At 56.0% G+C, this 21,665-nt stretch carries 21 protein-coding genes and 1 pseudogene; 7 read left to right on the plus strand and 15 right to left on the minus strand.

Annotated features, from left to right (window positions below; all coding sequences use genetic code 11):
* Positions 1-352: 352 nt before the first annotated feature.
* The 4 genes from MUN86_RS17465 to MUN86_RS17480 all read right to left on the minus strand — a co-directional run bounded on the left by MUN86_RS17465 (position 353) and on the right by MUN86_RS17480 (position 3,600).
* Entirely contained in the window at positions 353-1,480 is a 1,128-nt protein-coding gene (locus MUN86_RS17465; RefSeq protein WP_245119329.1) for an adenylate/guanylate cyclase domain-containing protein, read from the minus strand.
* A gap of 163 nt (positions 1,481-1,643) precedes the next feature.
* Positions 1,644-2,123 (minus strand): DUF4890 domain-containing protein, encoded by a 480-nt coding sequence (locus MUN86_RS17470; RefSeq protein WP_245119330.1) that lies wholly within the window; start codon positions 2,121-2,123, stop codon positions 1,644-1,646.
* A 299-nt stretch (positions 2,124-2,422) separates the two neighbouring features.
* Positions 2,423-2,836, minus strand: a complete 414-nt coding sequence (locus MUN86_RS17475) for a hypothetical protein (protein WP_245119331.1) — start codon at positions 2,834-2,836, stop codon at positions 2,423-2,425.
* Between the two features lie 32 nt (positions 2,837-2,868).
* Positions 2,869-3,600 (minus strand): SDR family oxidoreductase, encoded by a 732-nt coding sequence (locus MUN86_RS17480; protein ID WP_245119332.1) that lies wholly within the window; start codon positions 3,598-3,600, stop codon positions 2,869-2,871.
* A gap of 421 nt (positions 3,601-4,021) precedes the next feature.
* Between MUN86_RS17480 and MUN86_RS17485 the strand changes: the two genes are divergently transcribed.
* Together MUN86_RS17485 and MUN86_RS17490 are read left to right on the plus strand one after the other, a co-directional pair.
* Positions 4,022-4,816 carry an HAD family hydrolase gene (locus MUN86_RS17485; RefSeq protein WP_245119333.1) on the plus strand — a complete coding sequence of 265 codons (795 nt, stop codon included), beginning with the start codon at positions 4,022-4,024 and terminating at the stop codon, positions 4,814-4,816.
* A 91-nt stretch (positions 4,817-4,907) separates the two neighbouring features.
* Positions 4,908-5,195, plus strand: a complete 288-nt coding sequence (locus MUN86_RS17490) for a hypothetical protein (protein WP_245119334.1) — start codon at positions 4,908-4,910, stop codon at positions 5,193-5,195.
* 209 nt (positions 5,196-5,404) lie between these two features.
* Here MUN86_RS17490 and MUN86_RS32785 read toward each other — a convergent pair.
* Together MUN86_RS32785 and MUN86_RS17505 are read right to left on the minus strand one after the other, a co-directional pair.
* Positions 5,405-5,811 (minus strand): annotated as a pseudogene (locus MUN86_RS32785) (DoxX family protein).
* A 45-nt stretch (positions 5,812-5,856) separates the two neighbouring features.
* Positions 5,857-6,345 carry an ankyrin repeat domain-containing protein gene (locus tag MUN86_RS17505; protein WP_245119337.1) on the minus strand — a complete coding sequence of 163 codons (489 nt, stop codon included), beginning with the start codon at positions 6,343-6,345 and terminating at the stop codon, positions 5,857-5,859.
* Between the two features lie 170 nt (positions 6,346-6,515).
* On the opposite strand from MUN86_RS17505, the gene MUN86_RS17510 reads away from it, so the two are divergent.
* A complete protein-coding gene (locus MUN86_RS17510) occupies positions 6,516-7,307 on the plus strand; it encodes an SDR family NAD(P)-dependent oxidoreductase (protein WP_245119338.1) in 792 nt (263 codons plus the stop codon).
* Positions 7,308-7,656: 349 nt separating this feature from the next.
* Here the strand turns inward: MUN86_RS17510 and MUN86_RS17515 are convergent, their stop codons facing one another.
* From MUN86_RS17515 to MUN86_RS17540, 6 genes are all read right to left on the minus strand, one after another.
* Entirely contained in the window at positions 7,657-8,154 is a 498-nt protein-coding gene (locus MUN86_RS17515; protein ID WP_245119339.1) for a hypothetical protein, read from the minus strand.
* Positions 8,121-8,414 carry a DnaJ domain-containing protein gene (locus tag MUN86_RS17520; protein ID WP_245119340.1) on the minus strand — a complete coding sequence of 98 codons (294 nt, stop codon included), beginning with the start codon at positions 8,412-8,414 and terminating at the stop codon, positions 8,121-8,123. The genes MUN86_RS17515 and MUN86_RS17520 overlap by 34 nt, the downstream gene beginning before the upstream one ends.
* A gap of 427 nt (positions 8,415-8,841) precedes the next feature.
* Entirely contained in the window at positions 8,842-10,008 is a 1,167-nt protein-coding gene (locus tag MUN86_RS17525) for an NAD(P)/FAD-dependent oxidoreductase (RefSeq protein WP_245119341.1), read from the minus strand.
* A gap of 90 nt (positions 10,009-10,098) precedes the next feature.
* The gene (locus MUN86_RS17530) at positions 10,099-10,761 is read right to left on the minus strand and encodes a DUF2461 domain-containing protein (protein ID WP_245119342.1); all 663 of its coding nucleotides are present in this window, start codon (positions 10,759-10,761) and stop codon (positions 10,099-10,101) included.
* A 73-nt stretch (positions 10,762-10,834) separates the two neighbouring features.
* Complete coding sequence (locus tag MUN86_RS17535) at positions 10,835-11,293, minus strand: DUF4174 domain-containing protein (RefSeq protein ID WP_245119343.1); 459 nt, start codon at positions 11,291-11,293, stop codon at positions 10,835-10,837.
* 106 nt (positions 11,294-11,399) lie between these two features.
* Positions 11,400-12,407: an alpha/beta hydrolase gene (locus MUN86_RS17540; protein ID WP_245119344.1), complete on the minus strand. Its 1,008-nt coding sequence runs from the start codon at positions 12,405-12,407 to the stop codon at positions 11,400-11,402.
* Positions 12,408-12,763: 356 nt separating this feature from the next.
* Here MUN86_RS17540 and MUN86_RS17545 point away from each other — a divergent pair, with 356 nt between their 5' ends.
* The 3 genes from MUN86_RS17545 to MUN86_RS17555 all read left to right on the plus strand — a co-directional run bounded on the left by MUN86_RS17545 (position 12,764) and on the right by MUN86_RS17555 (position 15,710).
* Complete coding sequence (locus tag MUN86_RS17545) at positions 12,764-13,525, plus strand: L,D-transpeptidase family protein (RefSeq protein ID WP_245119345.1); 762 nt, start codon at positions 12,764-12,766, stop codon at positions 13,523-13,525.
* A gap of 61 nt (positions 13,526-13,586) precedes the next feature.
* Positions 13,587-14,150 (plus strand): NUDIX hydrolase, encoded by a 564-nt coding sequence (locus tag MUN86_RS17550; RefSeq protein WP_245119346.1) that lies wholly within the window; start codon positions 13,587-13,589, stop codon positions 14,148-14,150.
* A 462-nt stretch (positions 14,151-14,612) separates the two neighbouring features.
* Entirely contained in the window at positions 14,613-15,710 is a 1,098-nt protein-coding gene (locus MUN86_RS17555; protein WP_245119347.1) for a TolB family protein, read from the plus strand.
* 146 nt (positions 15,711-15,856) lie between these two features.
* Here MUN86_RS17555 and MUN86_RS17560 read toward each other — a convergent pair whose 3' ends face one another.
* Positions 15,857-17,257, minus strand: a complete 1,401-nt coding sequence (locus tag MUN86_RS17560; RefSeq protein ID WP_245119348.1) for a DUF5723 family protein — start codon at positions 17,255-17,257, stop codon at positions 15,857-15,859.
* A 144-nt stretch (positions 17,258-17,401) separates the two neighbouring features.
* Between MUN86_RS17560 and meaB the strand changes: the two genes are divergently transcribed.
* Entirely contained in the window at positions 17,402-18,379 is a 978-nt protein-coding gene (gene meaB, locus MUN86_RS17565; RefSeq protein WP_245119349.1) for a methylmalonyl Co-A mutase-associated GTPase MeaB, read from the plus strand.
* Positions 18,380-18,381: 2 nt separating this feature from the next.
* On the opposite strand, the gene MUN86_RS17570 is transcribed toward meaB, so the two are convergent.
* On the minus strand, positions 18,382-18,774 hold the full coding sequence (locus MUN86_RS17570) for a VOC family protein (protein ID WP_245119350.1): 393 nt from the start codon (positions 18,772-18,774) through the stop codon (positions 18,382-18,384).
* A gap of 37 nt (positions 18,775-18,811) precedes the next feature.
* Positions 18,812-21,388 (minus strand): DUF5916 domain-containing protein, encoded by a 2,577-nt coding sequence (locus MUN86_RS17575; protein ID WP_245119351.1) that lies wholly within the window; start codon positions 21,386-21,388, stop codon positions 18,812-18,814.
* Positions 21,389-21,665 lie beyond the last annotated feature (277 nt).

Consider the following 21,665-nt stretch of genomic DNA (forward strand, 5'->3'; position numbering starts at 1 on the left):
TGTTTTAAACGCGTTACTTGCTACGGTTGACGACAAATACTATAGGACACGGCGTATTTTTATATAAATTATTGGTATTCCACAAATAGGAGTTTATCTCACTATCTGATCACTCTTATACTATAATCATAAAGCAGTGATATCGATCCTATTAGTGCAACTTTTCGTAACCAACAGTTGATGCGTGGAAAAGTGGTGTCCGGCATTTGACGTTCTGGATTATTTTGGCTGTCCTTCACGTTCGTGTAGCGAAATGACGCTTGCTATGCCTCACTCATCACACCAAATGCCGTGACACAGCTGCAGTGACAAGCAGCTCTTATTTGAAAACTGCATTTTATAGGGCACTAGCCTAGTTTCCAGCGGGCCAGCTGCTTTCCACTATTTCCGCTTGAATTGGCCGGAAAGAGACCTGCTCCTGCACATCAACCAATTCGGTGGCGCCGGCTTTGCCTCGCAGTTGGTGGCTGCCGAGTAATGTGAAATGGTATTCCGGCTGCGATCCTATCTGCTGGTAGAGGCTGGCCGAAATCAGGAACTTGCTACCCAGCGCATTGCACTGCGCCTGAATGCGAGCCGTGGTGTTGAGCACGTCGCCGTGGTAGACCAGCTCGCGGTGCGCCGTGCCAACTAGCACCGTAGTGACGCGCCCGCCGTGGGCGCCGGCCTTGAACTCGGGCACCACTCCGTATTTGCGCATGTAGTGGCCGCGGCGCTCTTCAATGCGGTGCTGCATCTTGAAAAAGCAGTGCAGGCAGTTCGCATGTGCCAGCCCCAGCTTGGAAGGCCAGGTCACCACTACTTCGTCGCCTACGTATTGGTACACCTCGCCCCGAGTAGCCTCAATAGCCACGCTAACATCGGAAAAGAAGTCGCGCACTAAGCGGCTATATTGGTCATTGCCGAGGGTTTCAGCCAGGCGGGTCGAGCCTTTCAAGTCTACGAACAGGAAGATACGGTCTTCGGTCACGGGCTGCTGATAGTGGCCCGCCAGCAGCTGCACGAGGCGGCGCCGGTCCATGCGCAACAGCAGCTGGCGCAACAGCGTCGTCACGAAACCCCCAAACAAGTAAATCATGAACACTCGCAGCATGTTCTGCACTGGGCCGGGAGTCTTGCCCGTGGGTGGTATCCAGAGCTGCGGCAAATCGAGCAGGTGAGCCACCCACATAATAGCCCCGTAGAGCACACTCAGCAACAGCAAATGAGCTAAGCCTTGCAGCAGCGTAGCCAGGTGCAGCTTCAGGCGCTGCACTAGGGCCGGAAACACCACAACCTCCAACACGCCCAGGATCAGCCCAATTGGGAAGCCTACCAGCGCCAGAAGTAACAGTGCCTGCCGGGGCACCCACAGCAGCAGAGCCATGGCTTCGAGTACCCCAACAAACACCACCCCAATACTACCAACTGTTTGGAAGACATGGCGTCGCGTGGCCCAAAAACGAGCCCTACGCGCGGCATAAGCACTGGCAGTAGACATAGCGCACTAAGTTAACCTACAGCGGGACATCTGGCGCCGCTAGTTATTAAGACGAAATTATACCTTGAATACTTGGTATATCAATAAAGATAAATATAAAAGCAAACAACCCGCCTCATCCGGGCATGGACGAAGCGGGTTGCTACACTAAAAGAGAGAAAGCTTAGCTGCGGCGACCGAAGTCCCGACGGTCGTTGCCGCGCTGGTTGTTTTGGCGGTCGGCCATCTGGCGTTGGCGCTCCTGGCGCTTGGCTTCAAACTGAGCGTACTGCTTTTTCGACAACGCATCCTTAAGCTTCTTGTCGGTGCTTTCGTGGATGCGTTTGGCCTCGGCCCTGAGTTGGCTACGATCATTGCCGGAGCGGCTGCGCAGGGCTTGCATCTGCTGCTGTTGCTCCTGGAATATCTTCTCGACTTTCGACTTTTGCTTGCTGCTCAGGCCGAGTTCTTTGGCCATGGCATCGGTGCGGCGTTGCTGATGATGGGCACTACGCTCGCCTTTTCCTTGGCGGTGGTCTTTGTCATGGTCACGGTCCTGGCGCTGCTCTTGGCCGATGGCAGCTGTGGTAGTGGCGAAAGAGTTAGCACTGAAAGAGGTACCAAGGCTAAGGAGAAGGGCGAGGCTAAAAAGTTGCTTTTTCATGGTAGAGTGAATTTGAAGTCTATTTGGAAAGGGGTGCAGAACGTTGCGTTCTGAATCGCTTCATTCAAACCCAATGCCTGTTCGCGTCAACGCGGGCCACGTTCCACCAAAAGCTCAAAAGAATCGACCAATCGCCTCGTCCATTCGACCTTCTACTTTCAGGGTAGCAGCCGAAAGAGCCCTAGCCTTCTTAATACCCTATTGATCTGGCTCGCAATACTGGTCTACTTCAACAACCAAAACGCCCGCGCCACTCTACTAGGAGCAGCCGCGGGCGTTGCTTATTTCTAACTTCCAGCTTAAGGAACAATCGTAATGTTTGATACCGTAAGCGGGACTGTTTCGTGGTGAGTGGCTACAATGCCGTGGTCTTCGATGGAGGGTGTAGTGCTGCTTATAGGGCTAGCACTAGTACCAACGCTGTCAGTGGTTGTACTACTGTCGGTCCTTGTCGAGGTTGCCTTCACCTTATTGGTGTTGCGCTTGCCAAGCAGCCACCAGGTGGCAGCGGCCGTTGCGGCAGCCATCAAGGTATTTTTCAGTACAGGATGGCTATTGGCACGCGTATAGAGGCTGGTTTTCATTACATAGCCCGGATGGTCGCCATGCGCGTGGCCGTCGTCGCCGGCATGGTGCAGGGCTCCTTGGGGGTTGCGGGGCTGCTCATCGCGCTTCTGCTCCTTCACCATCATGCTTTCGCTCATTCTGTCCATGACGCGCGGCAGATGCTTATTAAAAGAACTCATCATTTTTCCACCCCCACCAATGTAGATGTCGCGCTCGGGTGCACGGCGGCGTACAGAATGGCGTTGGCTACTTCTTCGGGCTCGTAGACAGGCGGCGGCAGCTTAGGCTCCTTGTCCATGTAGTTGCGGGCATGCTGCGGGAAAGGCGTGTTGATGGCCGCTGGCTTGATCAGGGTTACCGAAATAGGGGCGCCCTCTTCCTCAAGCTCTAAGCGCAAGGCATCAGTAAAGCCTTTGATGGCGTGCTTGCTAGCGCAGTACATGCCTTGCAGCGGAAACGCCACATCCGAAGCTACGCTGCCCACATTGATGATGGCACCGCCGCGCTGCTTGAGGTGACGGGCAGCCGCCAAGGAGCCGTAGGTCAGGCCCCAAAAGTTGGTTTCGAAAAGGCGGCGGTTGTCTTCGTCGCTTACCTCTTCGAGGCGGCCCCAAATAGAAATACCTGCGTCGTTGACCCAGGTATCGAAGCCCCCGAAGTGCTGGATAGCCGTTTCGGCAACCCGGTCAATGTCTTCGCGGTTGGCTACGTCGGCGGCTACAGCCACTACGCGTGCCCCTTGTTCCTGGAGCTGCTGTTCGATGTTGCGTAGCTCGGATTCATTACGAGCTACCAGCACGAGTTGTGCGCCTTTTTTAGCGGCCATCTGGGCCGTTGCCAGGCCGATGCCGCTACTGGCGCCGGTGATGACAATGGTTTGTTGCTTTAAGGGCTTGAGGTTGGGCGTCATTCTTTTGATTGTTTACCTAGTGAAACCACACATTTCGTTCATAGCCCCGCTTTTGCGCTAGTCTAATAGCACAGAAGCGAGGTTGTTGTGCTACTGTTGCCAGTAGCTAGTGACGAATAGGTCATACGCAGGCCTAACAGCCAGGATATAGACCAGCTAGCCGTAATAGCTGATCTACAGGCACTTGCTGCACGCCCCAGTCAATTGCCATTGTTGCTGACGCTTTGGTTTCGCTTCGGCTTGGCGCGCTACTACGGTGGACTTTCTGCTGCATGAAAGGGGCCCGCATTCAGCCTAGTAGCCTAAGCTAGCCTTACTTCAACTGAGCATTTAACTGCAACCTTTAGGCCTTTAGCCAACTACAGGTGTTTGGAAAGTGCATGCTGAATTTCTCTGTAGACTTTCATATAAAATTCGCTCTATGCCGCCACAGCCAGAATCGTCGTTGCATTTCGTTCGTCCCACTGTTGTTCTTCTCGACTTAGACGATACCCTTTTCGATCATGCTAATACGGCGCGGGCAACGTTAACTGTCTCCACGGCGGGAATACCCGAGTTTCAGGGGGTAGATTTGGAAGCGTTATATCAGCAGTACAGTGAGATACTGGAGGAAATGCACCCACAGGTATTGGCTGGCCGCTATTCGTATGAAGAAGCGCGTCGTCTGCGTTTTCAGCGGTTGCTCGCGCCGTATGGATTAGGTACAACTGATGCGGAAGCCGAGCAGTTTGCGCACCGGCACTACGGCTACTACCAGCGCCTGCGCCGGGCTGTACCAGGGGCTTTACCCTTGCTGAAAGCCCTAAAGCCCCACCACCGAATTGGGATAGTCACCAACAACCGTACTTCCGAGCAAAAGGAAAAATTGGTGCAACTGGGCATGGCCCATTTGGTGGATGCCCTGATTACATCGGAAGATGTAGGCGTGACAAAGCCTAATCCTCGCATTTACCAAGTAGCCCTAGAGTGCCTGCACTGCAGCCCTGCTGAGGCCGTGATGGTCGGCGACAATTGGCTGGCTGATGTAGTGGGGGCCTTGGAGGCAGGTATTCGGCCCGTGTGGCTGAACCGTTTCGGCGGTACCCGCGCCCTTACCCATGTGGATGAAATAACCAGTCTGGAGCCCTTGGCCGAGGTCTTGTTGAAAATCACGGGACCGGTGTCCTTACCAGCCGGGGAAAATGCCGCCTCGCCAACAAAGAACAACTTTCAGTGAAAGTTGGGCCCATGCATCAGCCCTGCAAAAAGGCAGCGCCACATTTGCTTGTCTTGCGTATCCTACAGTGTCCTTTCTACTACATATCCTCATGACTAGAGACACCTTTTCCATTGGCCCCTCGGGCGTATACACCCAAATAAAGCAAGACGGGCAATTCGTAACGGTTGTGAAACTGCAAGACGGCCTGCCAAATGCTACGCCAGAGCTACGACAGCAACTCATGCAACAGCTGAATCTGACGCCCGACGACTTACTGCTCGTGCTGCGCTCGGATGGCAGCGAACCAGACCAAGGCACGGCCCAAGACTTGTACGACCAATACCTCTCCACGAATACGGCCGCCGTAGCCGATGTAACATGGCAATCTATTCCTTAGGCTTTACCCTTATACAACGCATAAACAACAAGGGCCTAGCAGATTGCTAGGCCCTTGCCGAAGTTGATAGGCTACATTAGGTGTATCGGTGCTTACACCAAGGTCAACAGCTTAATACGCCTGCTTTATAAGACAGAAAACCCGCCGCCTCCACCATGTGAGACGACGGGTTTCTAGCTAAAGAAAAAAGGAATAGCGTATGCCGTGCTTTATGCTACCGCCGCAGTGCGGTTGCCGCGCAGCATCCGGTCGATACTCCAAACACCAGGGCCGTGTGCCCAGATGTAGAGAAACACAAAGCAGTACACTACGGCGGGCTCGCCCTGGTTGACGATAGGCAACAGACCATTGGGGGCGTGCGCCATAAAGTAAGCCACGGCCATGGTACCACTGGCTATAAAGGCAGTAAAGCGCGTCAGCAAACCAATCGCAATCAATATGCCCCGACAAATTCAATGATACCGGCCACCCCTATCAGTGAGGCTAGCTCCATAGGCGGTTTGTCGCCGGGAACACCGAATAGCTTCTGGCTACCGTGCATGGCGAAAAGGACGCCTACCACAATGCGTAGCAAGGCGAAAGCATAGGGAGCGAAGCGAGCAACGGAGTCGTTCATAGCTGCAATTGAGTAAGCGTTTGCTTAGGATTAATACGAGCAGCGTTATTCCTGAGGCAGCAAGCCTAGGGCCACATCGTTGCCTTGCTGAATAGCTAAGTCGCGGGCTGTGAGACCCCGCACGTCGCGCAGGGACGCATCGGCGCCGGCTTGAAGCAATACAGGTACAATGTTGTGGCGGCCGAATAGAGTGGCAAACATGAGGGCTGTGCCTTCATTGCCGTTGCGGGCGTTGAGGTCAGCGCCGTGCTCGATGAGTAGCTGCGCAATTTCGGGGAAGCCTTTGAAGCTGACGCCCATCAGGGCGGTGTTGCCGCTGGCATCGTGCACGTTGGGGTTGGCGCCGGCTTCGAGCAACAGCCGGGTGGCTTCGAGGTGGCCGTCGTAGGCAGCAATAATAAGGGCGGTGAAGCCTTTACCATCCTGCGTGTTTACGTCGACGCCCTCAGCAAGCAATGCCTTCAGGGTGTCTACATTGCCTTTGCGGGCGGCGTCAAACAGCAGGTCTTCGGGACGAGAGGAAGTGAAATCCATGTACGAGCGGAAAAGGTTTCTATCAGTGATTGGCGAATAATACGGTAACCACTGAAAATTGATTAGTTCCCTGACCATTGCCAACTGCTTGTCAGAAAAAGCGGGGCGCAGCCAGACAAATCCAGCGTTTGCGCGTTTAGCACGTGGTTTATCACCTCACCTGTTTCCGCATGGATCTGCAACTCACCAATAAAGTAGCCTTAATTACGGGCTCCACGGCCGGCATTGGGCTAGCCATTGCGCGCCGCCTAGCAGCCGAAGGCGCCGAAATCATTTTGACGGGCCGTACCGAAGCACGCTTGCAAGAAGCCCAGGCCGCCATTCTAGCCGAAACGCCCGGCGCCACTGTGCGCGGCGTCGCCGTCGATTTCAGCCGTTCCGAGCAAGTTGATTACCTGCTCATCCAGATACCTACTGTGGATATCTTGGTAAACAACGTTGGCATTTTCGAACCCAAACCATTCGCCGAGATACCCGACGAAGACTGGCTGCGGTTTTTTGAAGTGAACGTGCTCAGCGGCGTGCGGCTCTCGCGCCAGTATTTTCCGCTGATGCTGAAGAAAGATTGGGGCCGCATCCTGTTTATTTCCAGTGAATCGGGCCTCCAGATTCCCGAGGAAATGATTCATTATGGCACCACCAAAACCGCGCAGCTCGCCGTGGCCCGCGGTTTGGCCGAACTCACCAAAGGCACGCAAGTCACCGTCAATTCGGTGCTGCCCGGCCCTACGGCCTCCGAGGGGGTAGAAGAGTTTATCCAGAAAATGTCGGCGGAGGGCAAGAGCAAGGAGGATGCAGAGCGCGAATTTTTCCAAAATGCGCGTCCCTCTTCCCTACTCCAACGTTTTGCTACCACCGACGAAGTAGCCAATATGGTAGCCTACCTCGCCAGCCCCTTGGCCTCCGCCACCAACGGCGCCTCCGTTCGGGTAGATGGCGGCGTCATTCGCAGCATCGGGTAAGTTCACCTCAAGCCAGTTAGTTTATCTTCGGTCATGCTGAACAGTGCCGCAGCGTCTCGCATGCTAACGTTGTAACACAATCAAAACGTTGTGCTGAGCATGTGGCGCATCAAGCCAGGGATGCAACAAAACCGAAGCATCTTGGGGTGCCGCCGTTGTAATTACGAATGTCATGCAGAGCGCAGTCGAAGCATCTCGCGCGACTCGTTGTGGTAGTAAGGAGATTACTACACTAGCGAGATGCTTCGGCTGCGCTCAGCATGACATAATGGGCGAGATAAACAGTAGTTCAAATAAGGTACTTTGACTCCGCACCATAGCCGAGGATAAAGCAAACAGCTTCCCTAAATCAATAAATAAGTATTAGCACCACGGCTACTATCCACAACAGCATGCCGACTACGGCGGTATTCACGCGTACTTCGGCGGGGCGCTTCGGCAGCACCCCTACCACAGCAACCCCCATCAACACGAAAGGCAGCAAGGCCATGGGGCCGCTGTAAACGCCACCACCATAGGGCTCGAAGGGCTCAGGCCCATCGGGCGAAGTGGGTGAACTGACTTTGCGCACCACTCGGAGCAGCGGCGTCCGCCATACCGTTACGAGTTGGCCTTCGCGGGCCCGGTGAGCAATGGCGCTGGGCAATCGGAACTTGGTGTTTGGCGTGAAGATGTCGTAGGCCATTTGCGGGTTGGCGGCCGATACGCTGATGGATACGATTTGGCGCCCTAGCACCGGCTCGTTGGCATACTTGCGCAGAGGTAGCACCCAATCGAGGGCTAGGAGCAAGCAAAACGCCACCAGCGCCCAATTTACCCACCGGGCCTTAGGAGCAGCCCGCGCCAATAATACCTTAGTTGGATCGGGGGGCGAGTAGGTAGCGCGAAAGACTCGGGTTCCTGTTGCATCAGCCGGTCGTAGGCCCAGCGCCGACGCGGATCGGCTAGAATCTGATAGCCGGCATACGCTGCCTGGAGTCGGTCGTTGAGGGCAGGATCAACCGTGGCGCGACGGTACATACGGGCGTGCATCTGCCGATACGCTCGCTCAATTTCAGCTACGGTGGCAGTGTTCGGAACGCCCAGGATATAATAGTAATTCTGCATAAAATGTAGCTATCCTTCCGAAGTCATAAAGTAAGACGAAACCCTCTCAATGGCAACACTTTATTCTGACATTGCGGTTTCCTAACCCACCTTTTTCAGGGCCTCTATAAGGCAATGCGCTAGGGTTGGGAACTACGGAGCAGCTAGCCTTAACTACCCATGCGGTTAAGCTTATATTTTCCTACGTCGCGTCGAGTCTAGCTACAGTTCAACAACCGTCGGTGCCGCTGCCAAGGACGTGACAGCCTCAGGCAATAGAGGTGCGGCGCTTAGCTATACCGGCTTGCAATTCGCGGCTCGCCGTGAATGATGAACTACATAGCTTATTAAACAACCTCAGCAACGAAGAGCGGCGAAGTGCCACGTCTTGATGCTATCCATTGGAGCGCTACCTATTGGGCTCTTGTATCGAAGTTCGGGCTACCTCCTACCCTACTGCGCGTACCAGTTGACGGCGCAGCCAAGGCCAACGGGCGGCCCGCACGACCAAATCTACCAACCAAGCATTGCCGGCCAGAAAACGCATTAAGCGGTAGCGCTGAGTAAGTTCTCGCCCGATATAATGCTCTACTTGCTGCGCATAGGTAGCCAGGAAGTCAGCATCGAAGCGCTGGGCCTCGAAGCACGCTTGCACCTGGGTTGCGGCCAATATCCCGCTATGTACTGCTTTGTCGATGCCGTGACCTTGCAGCGGATCGATGAGGGCGGCTGCGTCGCCGCAGAGTAGCGTACGGTGGCCGTGCACGGGGCGGTTGCTACCGCCCAATGGGAGCCCAAACCCTGTAATAGTTGTCAGGGCTTCGGCCTTGGCGAAGCGCGGCGCTAAGTGCGGGTGATTAGCAAGCAACTCGCTCAATTCGTGCTTTAGATTGAGACGTCGGGCTGCTACTTCCTCCGACAGCACTCCGAAACCCACATTGTACACCCCGCCACCCACAGGAAACACCCAACAGTAGCCCGCCCGGTACTCGCGCAGAAAGTAGAAATCCGAAGTGTCTTCGGGCGCATCGGCTACGGCCTTGTAGTAGGCGCGCACAGCGGCGCAATGGTAAGCTCGGTCGAGCGAGGTCGATGGCATCAGGGAACGAGCTACCACCGAGTTGGCGCCGTCGCAGCCGATAATAAGGGCAGCCCGGAGTGGCCGTTGGGTTGCATCGGCGGGCGTGAGCGTGACGCCGTGTTCGTCGGTTTGTAGACGGCGAATGGCATAGCCTTCCAGTACTTCTGTGTTGGTATGTCGGCGCACCAAGGTCAGCAGGGCGTCGTCGAAATGCAGGCGCGGGCTGTTGAAGGCAGGATTATGCCAAGCAATGCGCAGTTCTTCACCGCTCGGCGCTAACAAGCGGCTGTGCGTGGTTGGAGCGTGGTGTGAAGCCAGTAGTGCCTGCAGTTCCGTGACGTAACTGGGGTCGAGGCGCGCGAGGTATTTGAGGGTGGGGCTGGGAATAGCGTCGCCGCAAATTTTGTCGCGCGGAAATTGAGCTTTGTCTACGAGGGCTACGCGCCTGCCACTGGAGCGCAAGGCCAACGCGCAAGCGGTGCCCGCCGGCCCGGCTCCTACAATAACTACGTCGTATTCGTTGGTAACGGGCACAGGCGAAGGTACTACGCCGCCGCAGCTTGTTGCCTGGCGATGGTTGCGAGCAGGCCTGAGCTTTGGTGCGGTATTCTTTTAGTCCGAGAATTAGCCATCAATTGCTTCCTGCAAATACGCACAGAAAGGCTGCATGGCACGGAACACCGTGGGCACGTAGGTATCGAGGTCGAGTTTGCGGGCAGTTGCGTCGGGCACGGAATGACTAACAATAAAGCTTTTGTGCTTTAGCAGCTCGATTTCGGGATGGTCGGCGGGGTAACCAGCAGGTGCCTTTTTCAACTTCTCGCCTTCCACTCCAGCAAAGTACTGGCTGAAATCAGGGGTTTGTAGCAGCTTGTGAAGAGCCGCACTATTGTAGTCGATTTCCTGCCGGATACGGGCTAGCTGCTCTTTGTCGGGCTCATACATTCCGCCCGCCAGCAAAGTTTGTCCGTTGGGGCCTAGCTGCACATAGTAGCCGGGGTTGTTACTTTTCTTGCCACCGCCGGAGAAATACGCGCTGAAATGAGTTTTGTAAGGCCGCTTGTTGCGGGAGAAACGCACGTCGCGGTAGATGCGGAAGATGCACTGCTTGGGCTCCAGGCCAACTAGTGCCGGGTCATGCGCGGCCATCTGCTTCAGCCAGCGCCCTACAGCAGCTTCAAATTCCGGCCGCAGTCGGTCGTAGGTGGCTTTATGCTCCTGAAACCAGTCTCGTTCGTTGTGCTGGGTGAGTTCGGCGAGAAAATCGTAGAGTTGGGGCGTGTTCATGAAAAGTAGTTGGCGGCCGTTAGCAAACGAAAGCTGGACCGCGAGTATAAAGCAAACCACACATACCGGCCGCTTACTGCCGCCTGGTCTTCCGCATTTCCTGCTGCCGCATGGGCATCACGTCAATGGTCGAAAACAGCGAACTTGGCGCTACGGGCTCGGTTTCGCGGCGCTTGGCGCCTCCGTCCTTCCCAATTAGTAACGCTGTAAAACCCGTGGTTGAAACGCGGAGGTTTTCCGTCAGGTACTTCTTGTCAGTGGGCGAAACTTGATTGAGCAACACTTCTTGCACCAGCAGGTCGCGGGCTGCTAGGTCAGCCCGAGCGGGCGCTAGCAACTGGCGTTGGCGCAGCAAGGCGTCGTCGGTGGCCGTGGGCGCGCAAAGTAACAGCACTCGTTTTTGCCAGCGGCTAGCTTTCAGCAACGCGGTTAAGGAGCTTTTAGGCGCAGTGCTTGCCTGCCCTCTCGCTACAGCGGAGCCTAAAACAACGCCCCCAAGTACAAGCAGCCAGCGAAAAGAAGTAAGACGCATGGTGACGTAGAAAAGCCAGTGAAGTAGGTATCTAACGTGCAAACAGGCCCCAGAGGCTGAGGTTTGCTGACAAGCTTCTTGAAGTCTAGCGGACTCTGGAAGTTACCTAAGCGCCGTTATTTTCAACATACCTCGCGTTTTGCTCTAACGACAACACCAATTCCAGCCACTCGAACACTGCCCGGTATGCTGCAGCCCGCACCGCCGGAGCCGACAGAAACAGGTCGTGGATGCCGCCTTCTATGGCCTTCACCGTCACCTTGCTACCGAGCCGCGGACTTAGTTGGCGGATGTGCGCCACGTCGAGCACAATATCGGAACGGTGGAAATCATCGGACCATTTCCGGCCGTAGGCGGTGCGGTCGGAGTGTAGCACCAGTACCGGTATTTGCAGGTCCAGACCGCGCCGGATCTGCCGGTGGCCGAGTCGGATAGCACGCAGCCAGCCTGCATTAATTGTAAATACCCGGTTAGGTTTCCAGGCCAAATCGTAATCCCACTGGCCCCGGTAGGCGCGGTGCAGGCTCTGACCGTAGGTATCGGATAGGCTAGCGGGCAATTTCAAGTCGGGTAGCAAGGCTCCCAAACTAGTTACGAGGGGCACACTCAGCTTTCGGTACCAAGGCTGAAACAAGTCGAAAAACGGGCTATTCAATACCAGCGCCGCCAGTTCGGCCGTTGGGCGGGCCTTGGCATAAAGCGAGATAATCAGCCCACCCGTAGAGTGGCCGCTGAGCACAACAGTCGTACTGCCCTCGGCCCGTATTACGGCGAGGGCCGCGTCGAGGTCATCGTAATACTCGGTTAGGTCCCGGACGTTGTTGGGGCGCTGATGCCGTAAGATAGCCCGGCCATACTTGCGCAAATCGAGGGCGTAGAAGCGGAACCCGTGCGCAGCATACTCGGTGGCCATGTCGCGCTGGAAAAAGTAGTCGTTGAAGCCGTGAACGTAGAGCACTGCGCGCGTGGCGGCCGGCGACTTACGGTAGCGCACCAGCGTAGCCCGTACCGAGCCCTCGTAGTCGGTGGACTGCGGCAGATGGCGCAACTCGAAATTGGGGCCTAGCGGGTCGGGTAAATACGTGTCAGGGTCGGGGTCAAGAGAGGAAGCCATGGTAAAGAATACGGAAATAATTGAAAACAGCTTAGAGCAGATCCGCAATATCCGTTCACGCGACTAGGTGCTTTGTCCAGCTAGAATAGGCTATCACCAACGGCCACTACACCACTTAGTTCGCCTGCCTGGCCTTGCTCTTGGATAGCGTCTAGCAAAATAAGTATTGCGCTGTCTTCACCTTACTGCCAAGATATTAAAACATTAACCCACTCAATTTCAACGGCTAATAATCACAAAACACATTCATATACTTCCACCTATACTAAGAGCTTTCTATTGCCCGTTCGACAAGCAACGGAAGCTGGCCAGCATTTTGCATTGTCTACTGACGAGCTTCATTTACTCTCCTCTTCATGCGACTCCTTGCCCTGCTGGCTGCGGCCTTGCTGCTAACTTTGTGTGCCCGTTCTGCTTCGCCTCTTATGATAGCCGTTGAACCCGATCCGGCGTTTCGCGCCCAACAGCAGCAGTATCCGCGCGTGCGAGACGCTTATGCCCTGCACGAAGCCAACCTTCACGCGTTGCTGCGGCGAAATGGCATTCAAGCAGGACGGCTGGAGCTATACCTGCGGGCGTTCAAGGTGGGCCGACGGCTGGAAGCGTGGGGCCGCGAACAAGGCACTGGCGAGTTTGTGCTGTTGCGAACCTATGCTTTGGCCGGCACTTCGGGCTCGCTCGGCCCCAAACACCAAGCCGGCGACAAGCAAGTACCCGAAGGCTTCTACATGATTAACCGCTTCAACCCGGCCAGCAACTACCACCTGTCGCTGGGCCTCGACTACCCCAATGCCGCCGATCTGCGCCATGCCGCTCCCGACCCCGGCGGCGACATTTTTATTCACGGCTCCAACGTCACGGTTGGTTGCCTGCCCATCACCGATGCTGGAATTCGGGAGCTGTACGTGTTGGCCGTCGAAGCCCGCAGTGCCGGCCAAACTGATATTGCCGTGCACATTTTCCCGTTTGAAATGACTGCCGAAAACCTAGCTCGCCGCGTAGCTAGTCCGCACCTTGGCTTTTGGCAGGGCTTGGTAGCTGGCTACCAGTATTTCGAAGATCACCATCAGCTTCCCACCATGCATGTAGATGCCCACGGCGCGTATGCGGTGGAGTAGAACACGAAGGTGAGATGGTAAGTTGTAGCCTTGACAATTGCTTGCTTAGTACCTTGCCGTCATGCCCGCTTATCTTACCCTCGACGATTTTCCAACTCCTAAGAACCTCCGCGACTCCGCAGTACTGGTGCCTATTTTCGAGGATGCCGCCGGGGAACTCCATGTGGTGATGGTTCGCCGCAGTAGCTATGGCGCTCATGGCGGCGAATTGGCTTTTCCGGGCGGCAAGCACGAGCCCACCGACGCGTCGTTGCTGGCTACGGCCCTGCGGGAAGCGGAAGAAGAAGTTGGGCTGGCACCGGCCAACGTGGAAGTGCTGGCCGCCTTACCCACCGTAGATGTGCCAAGTGGCTTTCGAATCACGCCGTTCCTAGGCAAGATTCGGCGGCCAGAAGTGTGGCAGTGGCAGCAGCGCGAAGTAGAGGAAGTACTAGAAATTCCGCTCCGCCACCTCGCCGACCCTACCCAGCATGTGGAAGAGGTATGGCAACTCCCCCGTTGGCCCGGCCCGCGGCGCGTACCCTTCTACCAAATTGCCGGCGGCTACAAGCTCTGGGGCGCCAGCTACCGCATCATCTCGCCCCTCATCCAGCCGCTACTTGCTGGTGAATATGTGAAATCATAAAGCAGTAATAAACGGTACTGCCAGTCCTACATCTACTTGCCTAAACATCTGATGCGCTGACGTTGCCGAACTAACCGCACCGTCATGCTGAGGCTGTACAAGTGATAACGCTAAGCTAACCGTCAGTGCAATAAGCTAAGGATGTAAGGATGTAACAAAGCCGAAGCACCCCTCATGCTGACGATGACAAACTATATCGGTCATGCTGAGCGCAGCCGAAGCATCTCGCTCGCATCGTTGAGTTAGTACTGCAACCTCAGCACGCGAGATGCTTCGGCTGCGCTCAGCATGACAATAGTATAATAGTATCACAACGTCAGGCGTACAACATCACCACGCGAGATACTTTGGCTTTGTTACATCCTTGACTTGATGCGCCATATACTCAGCGTGACCGTTCTTTAACATTGCACCATAATCTGGCACGAAATTGCGTTACTGTGCCGCTAGTATCTTTCGACTATGAAACGACTTTTTTTCCTGCTTCTCACGCTTGTCCCAGCGGCTGCTTGGGCCCAGGGCGAGCAAAGCCTCTGGTATTTCGGGCAGCAAGCCGGGTTGAGCTTTCCGGTAGGGGGTGGCGCTCCGACGCCGCTGCTCAATAGCAAAATGACTACTTACGAGGGTTCGGCAGTAGCTACGAATGCCCAAGGCCAGCTGCTGTTTTACACCAACGGCGAGAATATCTTCAACCGCCAGCATACCGTCATGCCCAACGGCCGCAACCTGACGGGTTCCAGCGCCAGCACTCAAAGCGCCCTCATCGTGCCCGATCCTGGTAGCGGCAACGTGTTCTACGTGTTTACGGTTGGCGCGCAAGGTGGCAAGGAAGGGCTGCGCTACTCGGTAGTGGACATGACCCGCGACAATGGCCTCGGCGATGTGCCCCGCGCCAACATTCTGCTCATTTCGCCCGTTGCCGAAAAGCTGAGCGCCGTGCGTCACCAAAACGGGCGCGACGTATGGGTGGTAGCGCACCGCTGGAACTCTAATGCCTTCGTGAGCTACCTCGTGACGGCCGATGGCGTGCAGGGCAAACCTATTCTGAGCAATGTGGGCGGCATGCACGCCGGCCCCGGCCGCAATGCCATCGGCGCTATGAAGTTCTCGCCCGATGGCCGTAAAATAGCTGTGGCCGTGTGGCGCGAAGCCAACCGCTACGAGGTGTTCGACTTCGACCGCAACACGGGCTTGGTGAAGAACCCGAAAGTCTTCTCTCCTTACCCAGAAGCCTACGGCATCGAATTCTCGCCTGATGGCACCAAGCTCTATGGTTCCAGCAACGGTGAAGGCGGCGGCCAAGCCCAAATATTCCAGTTCGACTTGAAAACCGGCAAAGCAGCGGTAATCGGCAAATCGGCCAACCGCAAAGTAGGCCAGCTCCAGCGCGCCCCCGACGGTAAAATTTACGTGGCCCGCGAAGACAATCCCTTCCTCGGCCTTATCACCAACCCCAACGGCGACGCTGCCACCGCCAAATACGTGGACGACGGCCTGAAGCTCGGTGGCCGCCGCGGAAAACTCGGCCTCCCCAACTTCATTACCGAGCCAGGGAAGTAAGTGAAGGGAGAAGTTGCCTTTCAGAGCACAAGGCGGCCTGACTAATTGAACCTGCTTGAAAAGAAAAAGCCCTTGCTAATGCTACCATCAGCAAGGGCTTTTTGCGCTACAGTAGCAACAGCAACGCTATTCCAAGATTCTAGACTCTACTGGGTCTTGCCGCCAAATTTGAAGCGCAGAAACCCGGCGGCCACTGATATGTAGGGGTCTTTGTTGGCAAAAAGGCCAGCTATGTCGCGGGTGCTAATGCCGCCTTCGTAAACGCTGGTCGCAACAGTCAAGCCCAGGGGTATGCCAATACCATACCCCGCCCCACCCGATACGCCGCTGCTCAGGCGCAGCCAGCTTACGGGCTTGTAATCGAGGCCTGCACCAACAAAAGGCGACGTGATGTTGCCCGCCACGTTGTTGAGGGGAAGCGTTACGTCGAGGCCCGTTTCAAAGAATTCGCTGATGCGGAAGCCGGCGCCCAGCCGCATTTTGGTTGGCAATTTGGCTTTGCGGTCCTGGCCCGTCTGGTACTGAAACAAACTGTCGGTGCCGGAGGCAAAGATTTCGGCGGCTTCTTTGAAAAAGTCGTAGCTGCCCACGCCGGCCGATTTGAGGCGCTTCAGTTTCTGGTCGTTGGCCGTGAGCAAATTGCCTTCCCAGGTCATGTTGCCCATATCCGTGACGGCCGCGCCCAAGCGCACGATCTTGCCCACTTCCGCCGACAAGCCTAGGTCGAAGCCGTTGCCGTGGCCCACGGGTTGCAAGCCGTTGGTGCGGGTTTCGAAGTTGAAATTTGGGTCGGAGGTTAAGTTGCCGTAGTTGATATCGAACACCGCCGACAGAGAGCTGTAAGCTTGCAAGTCGCCGGGCTTTACGCGCACGTCTATTACGCCAACACCCTGAATATATCGGTAACCCGCCCCGGCCGAGAGTTGGAACAAGGGCAAATCAACGATGCGCTTGCCCCAGGCAATGTTGAACTCGTTGAGCGCCGAAAATTGAAGCTTCGTCCCATCCAGCGCCTCCGACACGAGCGGAATGTTGCTGGCACTAGCCGTGGCGTAAATCGGAGCATCTCTGCCCAAAAACATCAATTCCGCCGCATTTCTATTAAGCTCAACGTGGCCAACAGAGCGTACGCGGTTGCTGATAGCAATTCCCCCCAAAGCGGGTATCTGTACTGCCAGGCCTAGCGTCGTTGCGTCAGCATTCAGGTTGAGGGCGTTGTCGGAAGTGAAGCCGCGGGCTAGCTCTTGTTTTTCGCTTAGCGTCAGCTCGTCGTTGGTGTTGTACACAAACTTGCGCAACTGGTCACGCGTGAGCGACTTCGAGCTTATTCCGGCCCCAAACTCCCCGATGGTAAACGCGAACCGGGCCCCACCTACCCGTCCAAGGTTGGCGGGGTTAATACCAATAGCTTGGTAGTCGGTAGCAAAAGTAGTGGCTACCCCGCCGCGGCCGGTTGCCGTGAAATTGCTTATCTCGTTTTGGGCCTGTACCGAGAGCGTAGTTCCCAGTAGAAGGGCCGCCAGTGTGAAGGAGCGAAGCTTATTCACAGCGACATGCATTTGCGTAAAGTTTGCCATAGCGGAAAAGAACAACCGATTTCTTCAAATGTACTATTATGAGCTAGTTTGCAAGCGTATTACGCTGATCCCATTGTTTTATTCTGCTGAAGCTCCTCTCCGTTTTACGTCTTGATGGCCAAGCGCTTTTCCGTTTCCGAGTACACCGACGGCGTCCTGAGTGGCAACCGCGTCATGCTGAGCCGTGCTATTACGCTGGTGGAGAGCACCTTGCCTTCCGACCAAGCGTTAGCTCAGCAAGTGCTTGATGCCGTGCTGCCCCACGCGGGTCGCTCGGTGCGGGTCGGTATTACGGGCGTGCCGGGGGTAGGCAAAAGCACGTTTATTGAGGCGTTGGGCTTGCACTTAGTGAACACCCAAGGCCACCGGCTGGCCGTATTGGCCGTTGACCCCAGCAGCCAACGCAGCGGCGGCAGCATCCTCGGCGACAAAACCCGTATGAACTTACTGGCCGCACACCCGCAAGCTTTCATTCGCCCTTCGCCGGCCGGGCGGAGCTTGGGCGGCGTTACGCGGGCCACGCGCGAAGCCATGGCCCTCTGCGAAGCGGCAGGCCACGACGTCATCTTTGTGGAAACCGTGGGCGTAGGCCAGAGCGAAACCGCCGTACACAGCATGGTCGATTTTTTCCTGTTGCTGATGCTGGCTGGAGCCGGCGACGAGCTGCAAGGCATCAAGAAGGGCATCATGGAAATGGCCGATGCCGTCACCATCACCAAAGCTGACGGCGACAACGAACTAGCTTCCCGCCGCGCCCGCCGCGAATATCAAAACGCCCTCCACCTCTTCCCGCTGGCCCCCAGCGCCTGGTCGCCCGTGGTTACCACCAGCTCGGCCCTGACGGGTGCGGGGGTGCCCGAAGTGTGGGCTATTGTAGAACGATACGTTCAGCAAACCCAAGCCAGCGGCTACTTCCAGCGCCGTCGGCAGGAGCAAAACCTGCACTGGCTCCACGAAACCATCCGCGAAACCCTGGAAGCCCATTTCTTCGCCCGCCCCGAGGTGCAGCAACATCTGCCCGCCGTGCAACAGCGCGTATTATCCGGTCAGCAATCCGCCTTTGGAGCCGCCGCCGAGTTACTAGGGCTCTAGCGCTACGCGCGTGGCGGGCCTAGTAAGTCCCACTTGTTGCCGTAGAAATCCTGAAACACGGCTACGCTGCCGTAGCTTTCGTAGCGCGGCTCTTCCAGAAACTGCACGCCGCGCGCTTGCATGGCCGCATGATCGGTGTCGAAGTCGGTGGTGTGCAAAAACAGGATTACGCGGCCACCTGCTTGGTTTCCGATGTGTTGGACCTGCTCTTCGGTAGCAGCTTGGGCTAGGAGCAGGTGCGTGGCAGCACCCGCTGGCGCTACTACCACCCACCGTTTCCCGTTGCCTTGGTCGGTGTCTTCTAGCAGTTCAAACTCGAGTACGTTCGTGTAGTAGGCTATAGCTTCGTCGTAATTACGCACGAGCAGCGTCAGGGCTCCGATGTATTGGCTCATAGCGCGCAAAGGTAAATACTGACGCGCTTTGCCCCTCCTACCCCTTCTTTGGCCGCAACGCCAGGTAATCGAGGTAGTACAGCACCTTGATGGACACCGAATTGTTGTGCGGTGTATTGATGGTGTTGCTCAGGTTGTTGAAGTAAAGCGGCGTCGCCTCGTTGCCGGAGCGGTAGTCGTAGTCGGGGTTGTTGGCGTTCTTCCACACCACGCTGATTTGGGAGCCCGGCGCAAACCACCACGAGTACACCGCATCGATGTTGAAGGCATTGTAGGTGTTGTCGCGGTTGCGGCGGTAATCGACCAATTCCTCGTTGCCACCGGGCGTGAGCCGCGCAAAATCCTGATAGAGCACGTTGCTGGTGTAGTGCCGCGTGCGGAATGTAAACGACATGCGGTTAGAGAACGTGTAGGCCATCGACAACACGTTGGAAACCGTAACCACGTTGCGGCGACCCAAAATTACCTGCCCAATGAATTCCTGGTCGAGCGGTTCGCCTTCGTCCATGCCGCCGTTTACGTAGCCAATCTGGTTGAGCTTGTAGTCCCACTCGATGTTGTAGCGGAAGTTGAGCTTGTTGTTGACGCGGTAGCGCGGCGACACGGCCAAGCCGTAGCCCATGCGGCGCGGCCGCGGCAGCCGGTCGTCCTCGGCATAAGTGCGAATGCCGCCGTTTACGTCCCAGGCCAGTTTCTTGCGGTAATCCGTCGACATAAACCCTCCCACGTTGACGCTGCTCGGTACCCGCACATAATACTCGCCGAGCGGGAACACCCGCGGCTCGTAGAAGTCGTTTTTCGTGGGGTCGATGTTCACGTTGAAGCCCGTAGTGATAAAGCTCTTAGTGAACGTGGTTTGCGTGCCGCCCGAAATACTAATGTCTTGGTAGCGCGTGGGCTTGTAGAGCAACGACTGCGTGATTTCGCTCCAGCTGTAGAGGTTGTTTACCTTCCAGAACGGCTTGTACTTGTTGTAATTGAAGTAGATGTTCTGCGAGATGTTGTTGTTACCGAACAGGATGCCCAAGTCGTTGGGGTTGTAGCGGTTGGACTCGATGCCGTGGTTGAAGCCCCACGTGAAAGCTCCACTGATTTTGCCGAAGCCTATTTGGTACTTGTAGCCGTCTTGGTCATCGATTTCCTTTTCCGAACCAAACACCTTGCCCCGGCGGCGCGAGTACACGATGCGGCCATCCAGCGCATACGAGTTCTTTTTGTTGGCAAAGCGAAACAGCCCGCCCGTCACGTTGGCGTCGTAGGTGCTGCCCGCGCGGGTCACGTTGGTGTTGATGAGGCTGACGTAGGAGTTGTTTTTCAAGCTCTGGTCGAGTACCGCAATGCTGTAGTTGCTGAACGGCTGTGTCTTCACCGACCGTTCTTCGCCGGTTTCGGTGTTCCGAATGGTGGCGTACACGTCGTTGCTGAGGGCGTTGAACAACCCCACCCCCAAGCCCTTGCTGGTGCGGCCCGATACTTTGGTGGCATTCAGCAGGCGCGTTTCCGCAGGGTTCTTTACCAACTTTTCATCGGCGCCTATCTTTTCTTCCACATTATAAAACCCAATAGGCGTGGCACCCACTCGGCGCGAGTAGAACAGGTTGCCTTTGTTGAATAGCTCGGTGCCTTCGGTGAAGAACTGGCGGTTTTCGTTGAACTGCACCTCAAACGGCGACAAGTTGAGCACTTGGTTGTCGCTCTGTACCTGCCCGAAGTCGGGGACTAGGGTAGCGTCCAGGGTGAAGCTTTCGTTGATGCCCCATTTGATATCGGCGCCACCATTGAAGCTGGTGGTAGTGCGGCGTGTGCCTTCCGCGTTCAGTGGGTTATGATTTACGTAGCTCGACACGTACGGCGTGAGCGAGAGGCGCAATGGCGGCTTGATGTCGCGCACGCCCTTCAACTCGCCCCACTGGTTCACGAAACCGTCCACAGCGGGCTTTACCTCATTCCAGAAGAAGTCTTGGTTTTCGCGCTTGCGGCGGCGCATAAAATTGAGCCCCCACAGTTGCTCGGCAGTAGCACTGAAACGAATAGCCGAATACGGAATGCGCATTTCCGCCACCCAATCGGTACCTCTGATGGCGGTGCGCGATTCCCACACGGCATTCCAAGCGAAGTCTTCGCCACCAGCCGGCGAGTAACGGCAGTCCATCTGTACGCCACCCGTCGTCACGAAGAAGCCGTAGCCGTTGAGCTTGTCGTGGTAGGTATCGAGGAAGATGGCAATGAAGTCGGTGTTGCCGAAATCGTCGCGGGCGGATAACTCTTGCGGGATAGAATCGGCATTCACATCGTGCATGACGGCTCCGACGTACAGGTTGGCATCGTCGTAGAGGATGCGTACTTCCGTGGGGTGCTTTTCGTGCGGGCCGGGGTTGGGACGGTTCTGAATGAAGTCGGTGGCCGCAGTGGCCTGTTGCCAAACGGCTTCATCGAGCAAGCCATCCAGCTTGATGCTCTCGGTGATGCGCACGGCTTGCAACGCACGCTTGGGCGCTGGCACTTTCGAGTCGGCGGACTCTGTAGCCTTTGTGGCGGCTGACTGCTGTGCAAGCGCGGAACTGGCCAGCAGCGTACTACTTAGCCAAAAAATAAAGACAAAGCAGTGGCGCATCACGACAGAATGGCGAGATATGAGTGTTTCAAACGGAAGATTTTTTAAGCCGGACTACAAGAGCCGGCACCAGGACCCAGAAGCAAAAAAGACGTGTACTCTCCGACCCTAAAAGTGAGTATTACTACTATTTGATGCTATAGATGCAATCGATAGCACGAGCGTTGCCTTGCCTACTTATTTTGTTGTTGAAACCATATACTTAAACACAGACGCCCCCTACACTCCTCATTCGGCAGTTGGTTACAACAATTCCGAATTATTTTTTCGCACAGCA

Source organism: Hymenobacter volaticus, from assembly GCF_022921055.1.
GTDB lineage: Bacteria > Bacteroidota > Bacteroidia > Cytophagales > Hymenobacteraceae > Hymenobacter > Hymenobacter volaticus.

Excerpts from the sequence above, each read along its gene's own strand:
- MUN86_RS17465 (WP_245119329.1), bottom strand. The coding sequence starts at position 1,480 with ATGTCTACTGCCAGTGCTTATGCCGCGCGTAGGGCTCGTTTTTGGGCC.
- MUN86_RS17470 (WP_245119330.1), bottom strand. The coding sequence starts at position 2,123 with ATGAAAAAGCAACTTTTTAGCCTCGCCCTTCTCCTTAGCCTTGGTACC.
- MUN86_RS17475 (WP_245119331.1), bottom strand. The coding sequence starts at position 2,836 with ATGGACAGAATGAGCGAAAGCATGATGGTGAAGGAGCAGAAGCGCGAT.
- MUN86_RS17480 (WP_245119332.1), bottom strand. The coding sequence starts at position 3,600 with ATGACGCCCAACCTCAAGCCCTTAAAGCAACAAACCATTGTCATCACC.
- MUN86_RS17485 (WP_245119333.1), top strand. The coding sequence starts at position 4,022 with ATGCCGCCACAGCCAGAATCGTCGTTGCATTTCGTTCGTCCCACTGTT.
- MUN86_RS17490 (WP_245119334.1), top strand. The coding sequence starts at position 4,908 with ATGACTAGAGACACCTTTTCCATTGGCCCCTCGGGCGTATACACCCAA.
- MUN86_RS17505 (WP_245119337.1), bottom strand. The coding sequence starts at position 6,345 with ATGGATTTCACTTCCTCTCGTCCCGAAGACCTGCTGTTTGACGCCGCC.
- MUN86_RS17510 (WP_245119338.1), top strand. The coding sequence starts at position 6,516 with ATGGATCTGCAACTCACCAATAAAGTAGCCTTAATTACGGGCTCCACG.
- MUN86_RS17520 (WP_245119340.1), bottom strand. The coding sequence starts at position 8,414 with ATGCAGAATTACTATTATATCCTGGGCGTTCCGAACACTGCCACCGTA.
- MUN86_RS17530 (WP_245119342.1), bottom strand. The coding sequence starts at position 10,761 with ATGAACACGCCCCAACTCTACGATTTTCTCGCCGAACTCACCCAGCAC.
- MUN86_RS17535 (WP_245119343.1), bottom strand. The coding sequence starts at position 11,293 with ATGCGTCTTACTTCTTTTCGCTGGCTGCTTGTACTTGGGGGCGTTGTT.
- MUN86_RS17540 (WP_245119344.1), bottom strand. The coding sequence starts at position 12,407 with ATGGCTTCCTCTCTTGACCCCGACCCTGACACGTATTTACCCGACCCG.
- MUN86_RS17545 (WP_245119345.1), top strand. The coding sequence starts at position 12,764 with ATGCGACTCCTTGCCCTGCTGGCTGCGGCCTTGCTGCTAACTTTGTGT.
- MUN86_RS17550 (WP_245119346.1), top strand. The coding sequence starts at position 13,587 with ATGCCCGCTTATCTTACCCTCGACGATTTTCCAACTCCTAAGAACCTC.
- MUN86_RS17555 (WP_245119347.1), top strand. The coding sequence starts at position 14,613 with ATGAAACGACTTTTTTTCCTGCTTCTCACGCTTGTCCCAGCGGCTGCT.
- meaB (WP_245119349.1), top strand. The coding sequence starts at position 17,402 with ATGGCCAAGCGCTTTTCCGTTTCCGAGTACACCGACGGCGTCCTGAGT.
- MUN86_RS17570 (WP_245119350.1), bottom strand. The coding sequence starts at position 18,774 with ATGAGCCAATACATCGGAGCCCTGACGCTGCTCGTGCGTAATTACGAC.
- MUN86_RS17575 (WP_245119351.1), bottom strand. The coding sequence starts at position 21,388 with ATGCGCCACTGCTTTGTCTTTATTTTTTGGCTAAGTAGTACGCTGCTG.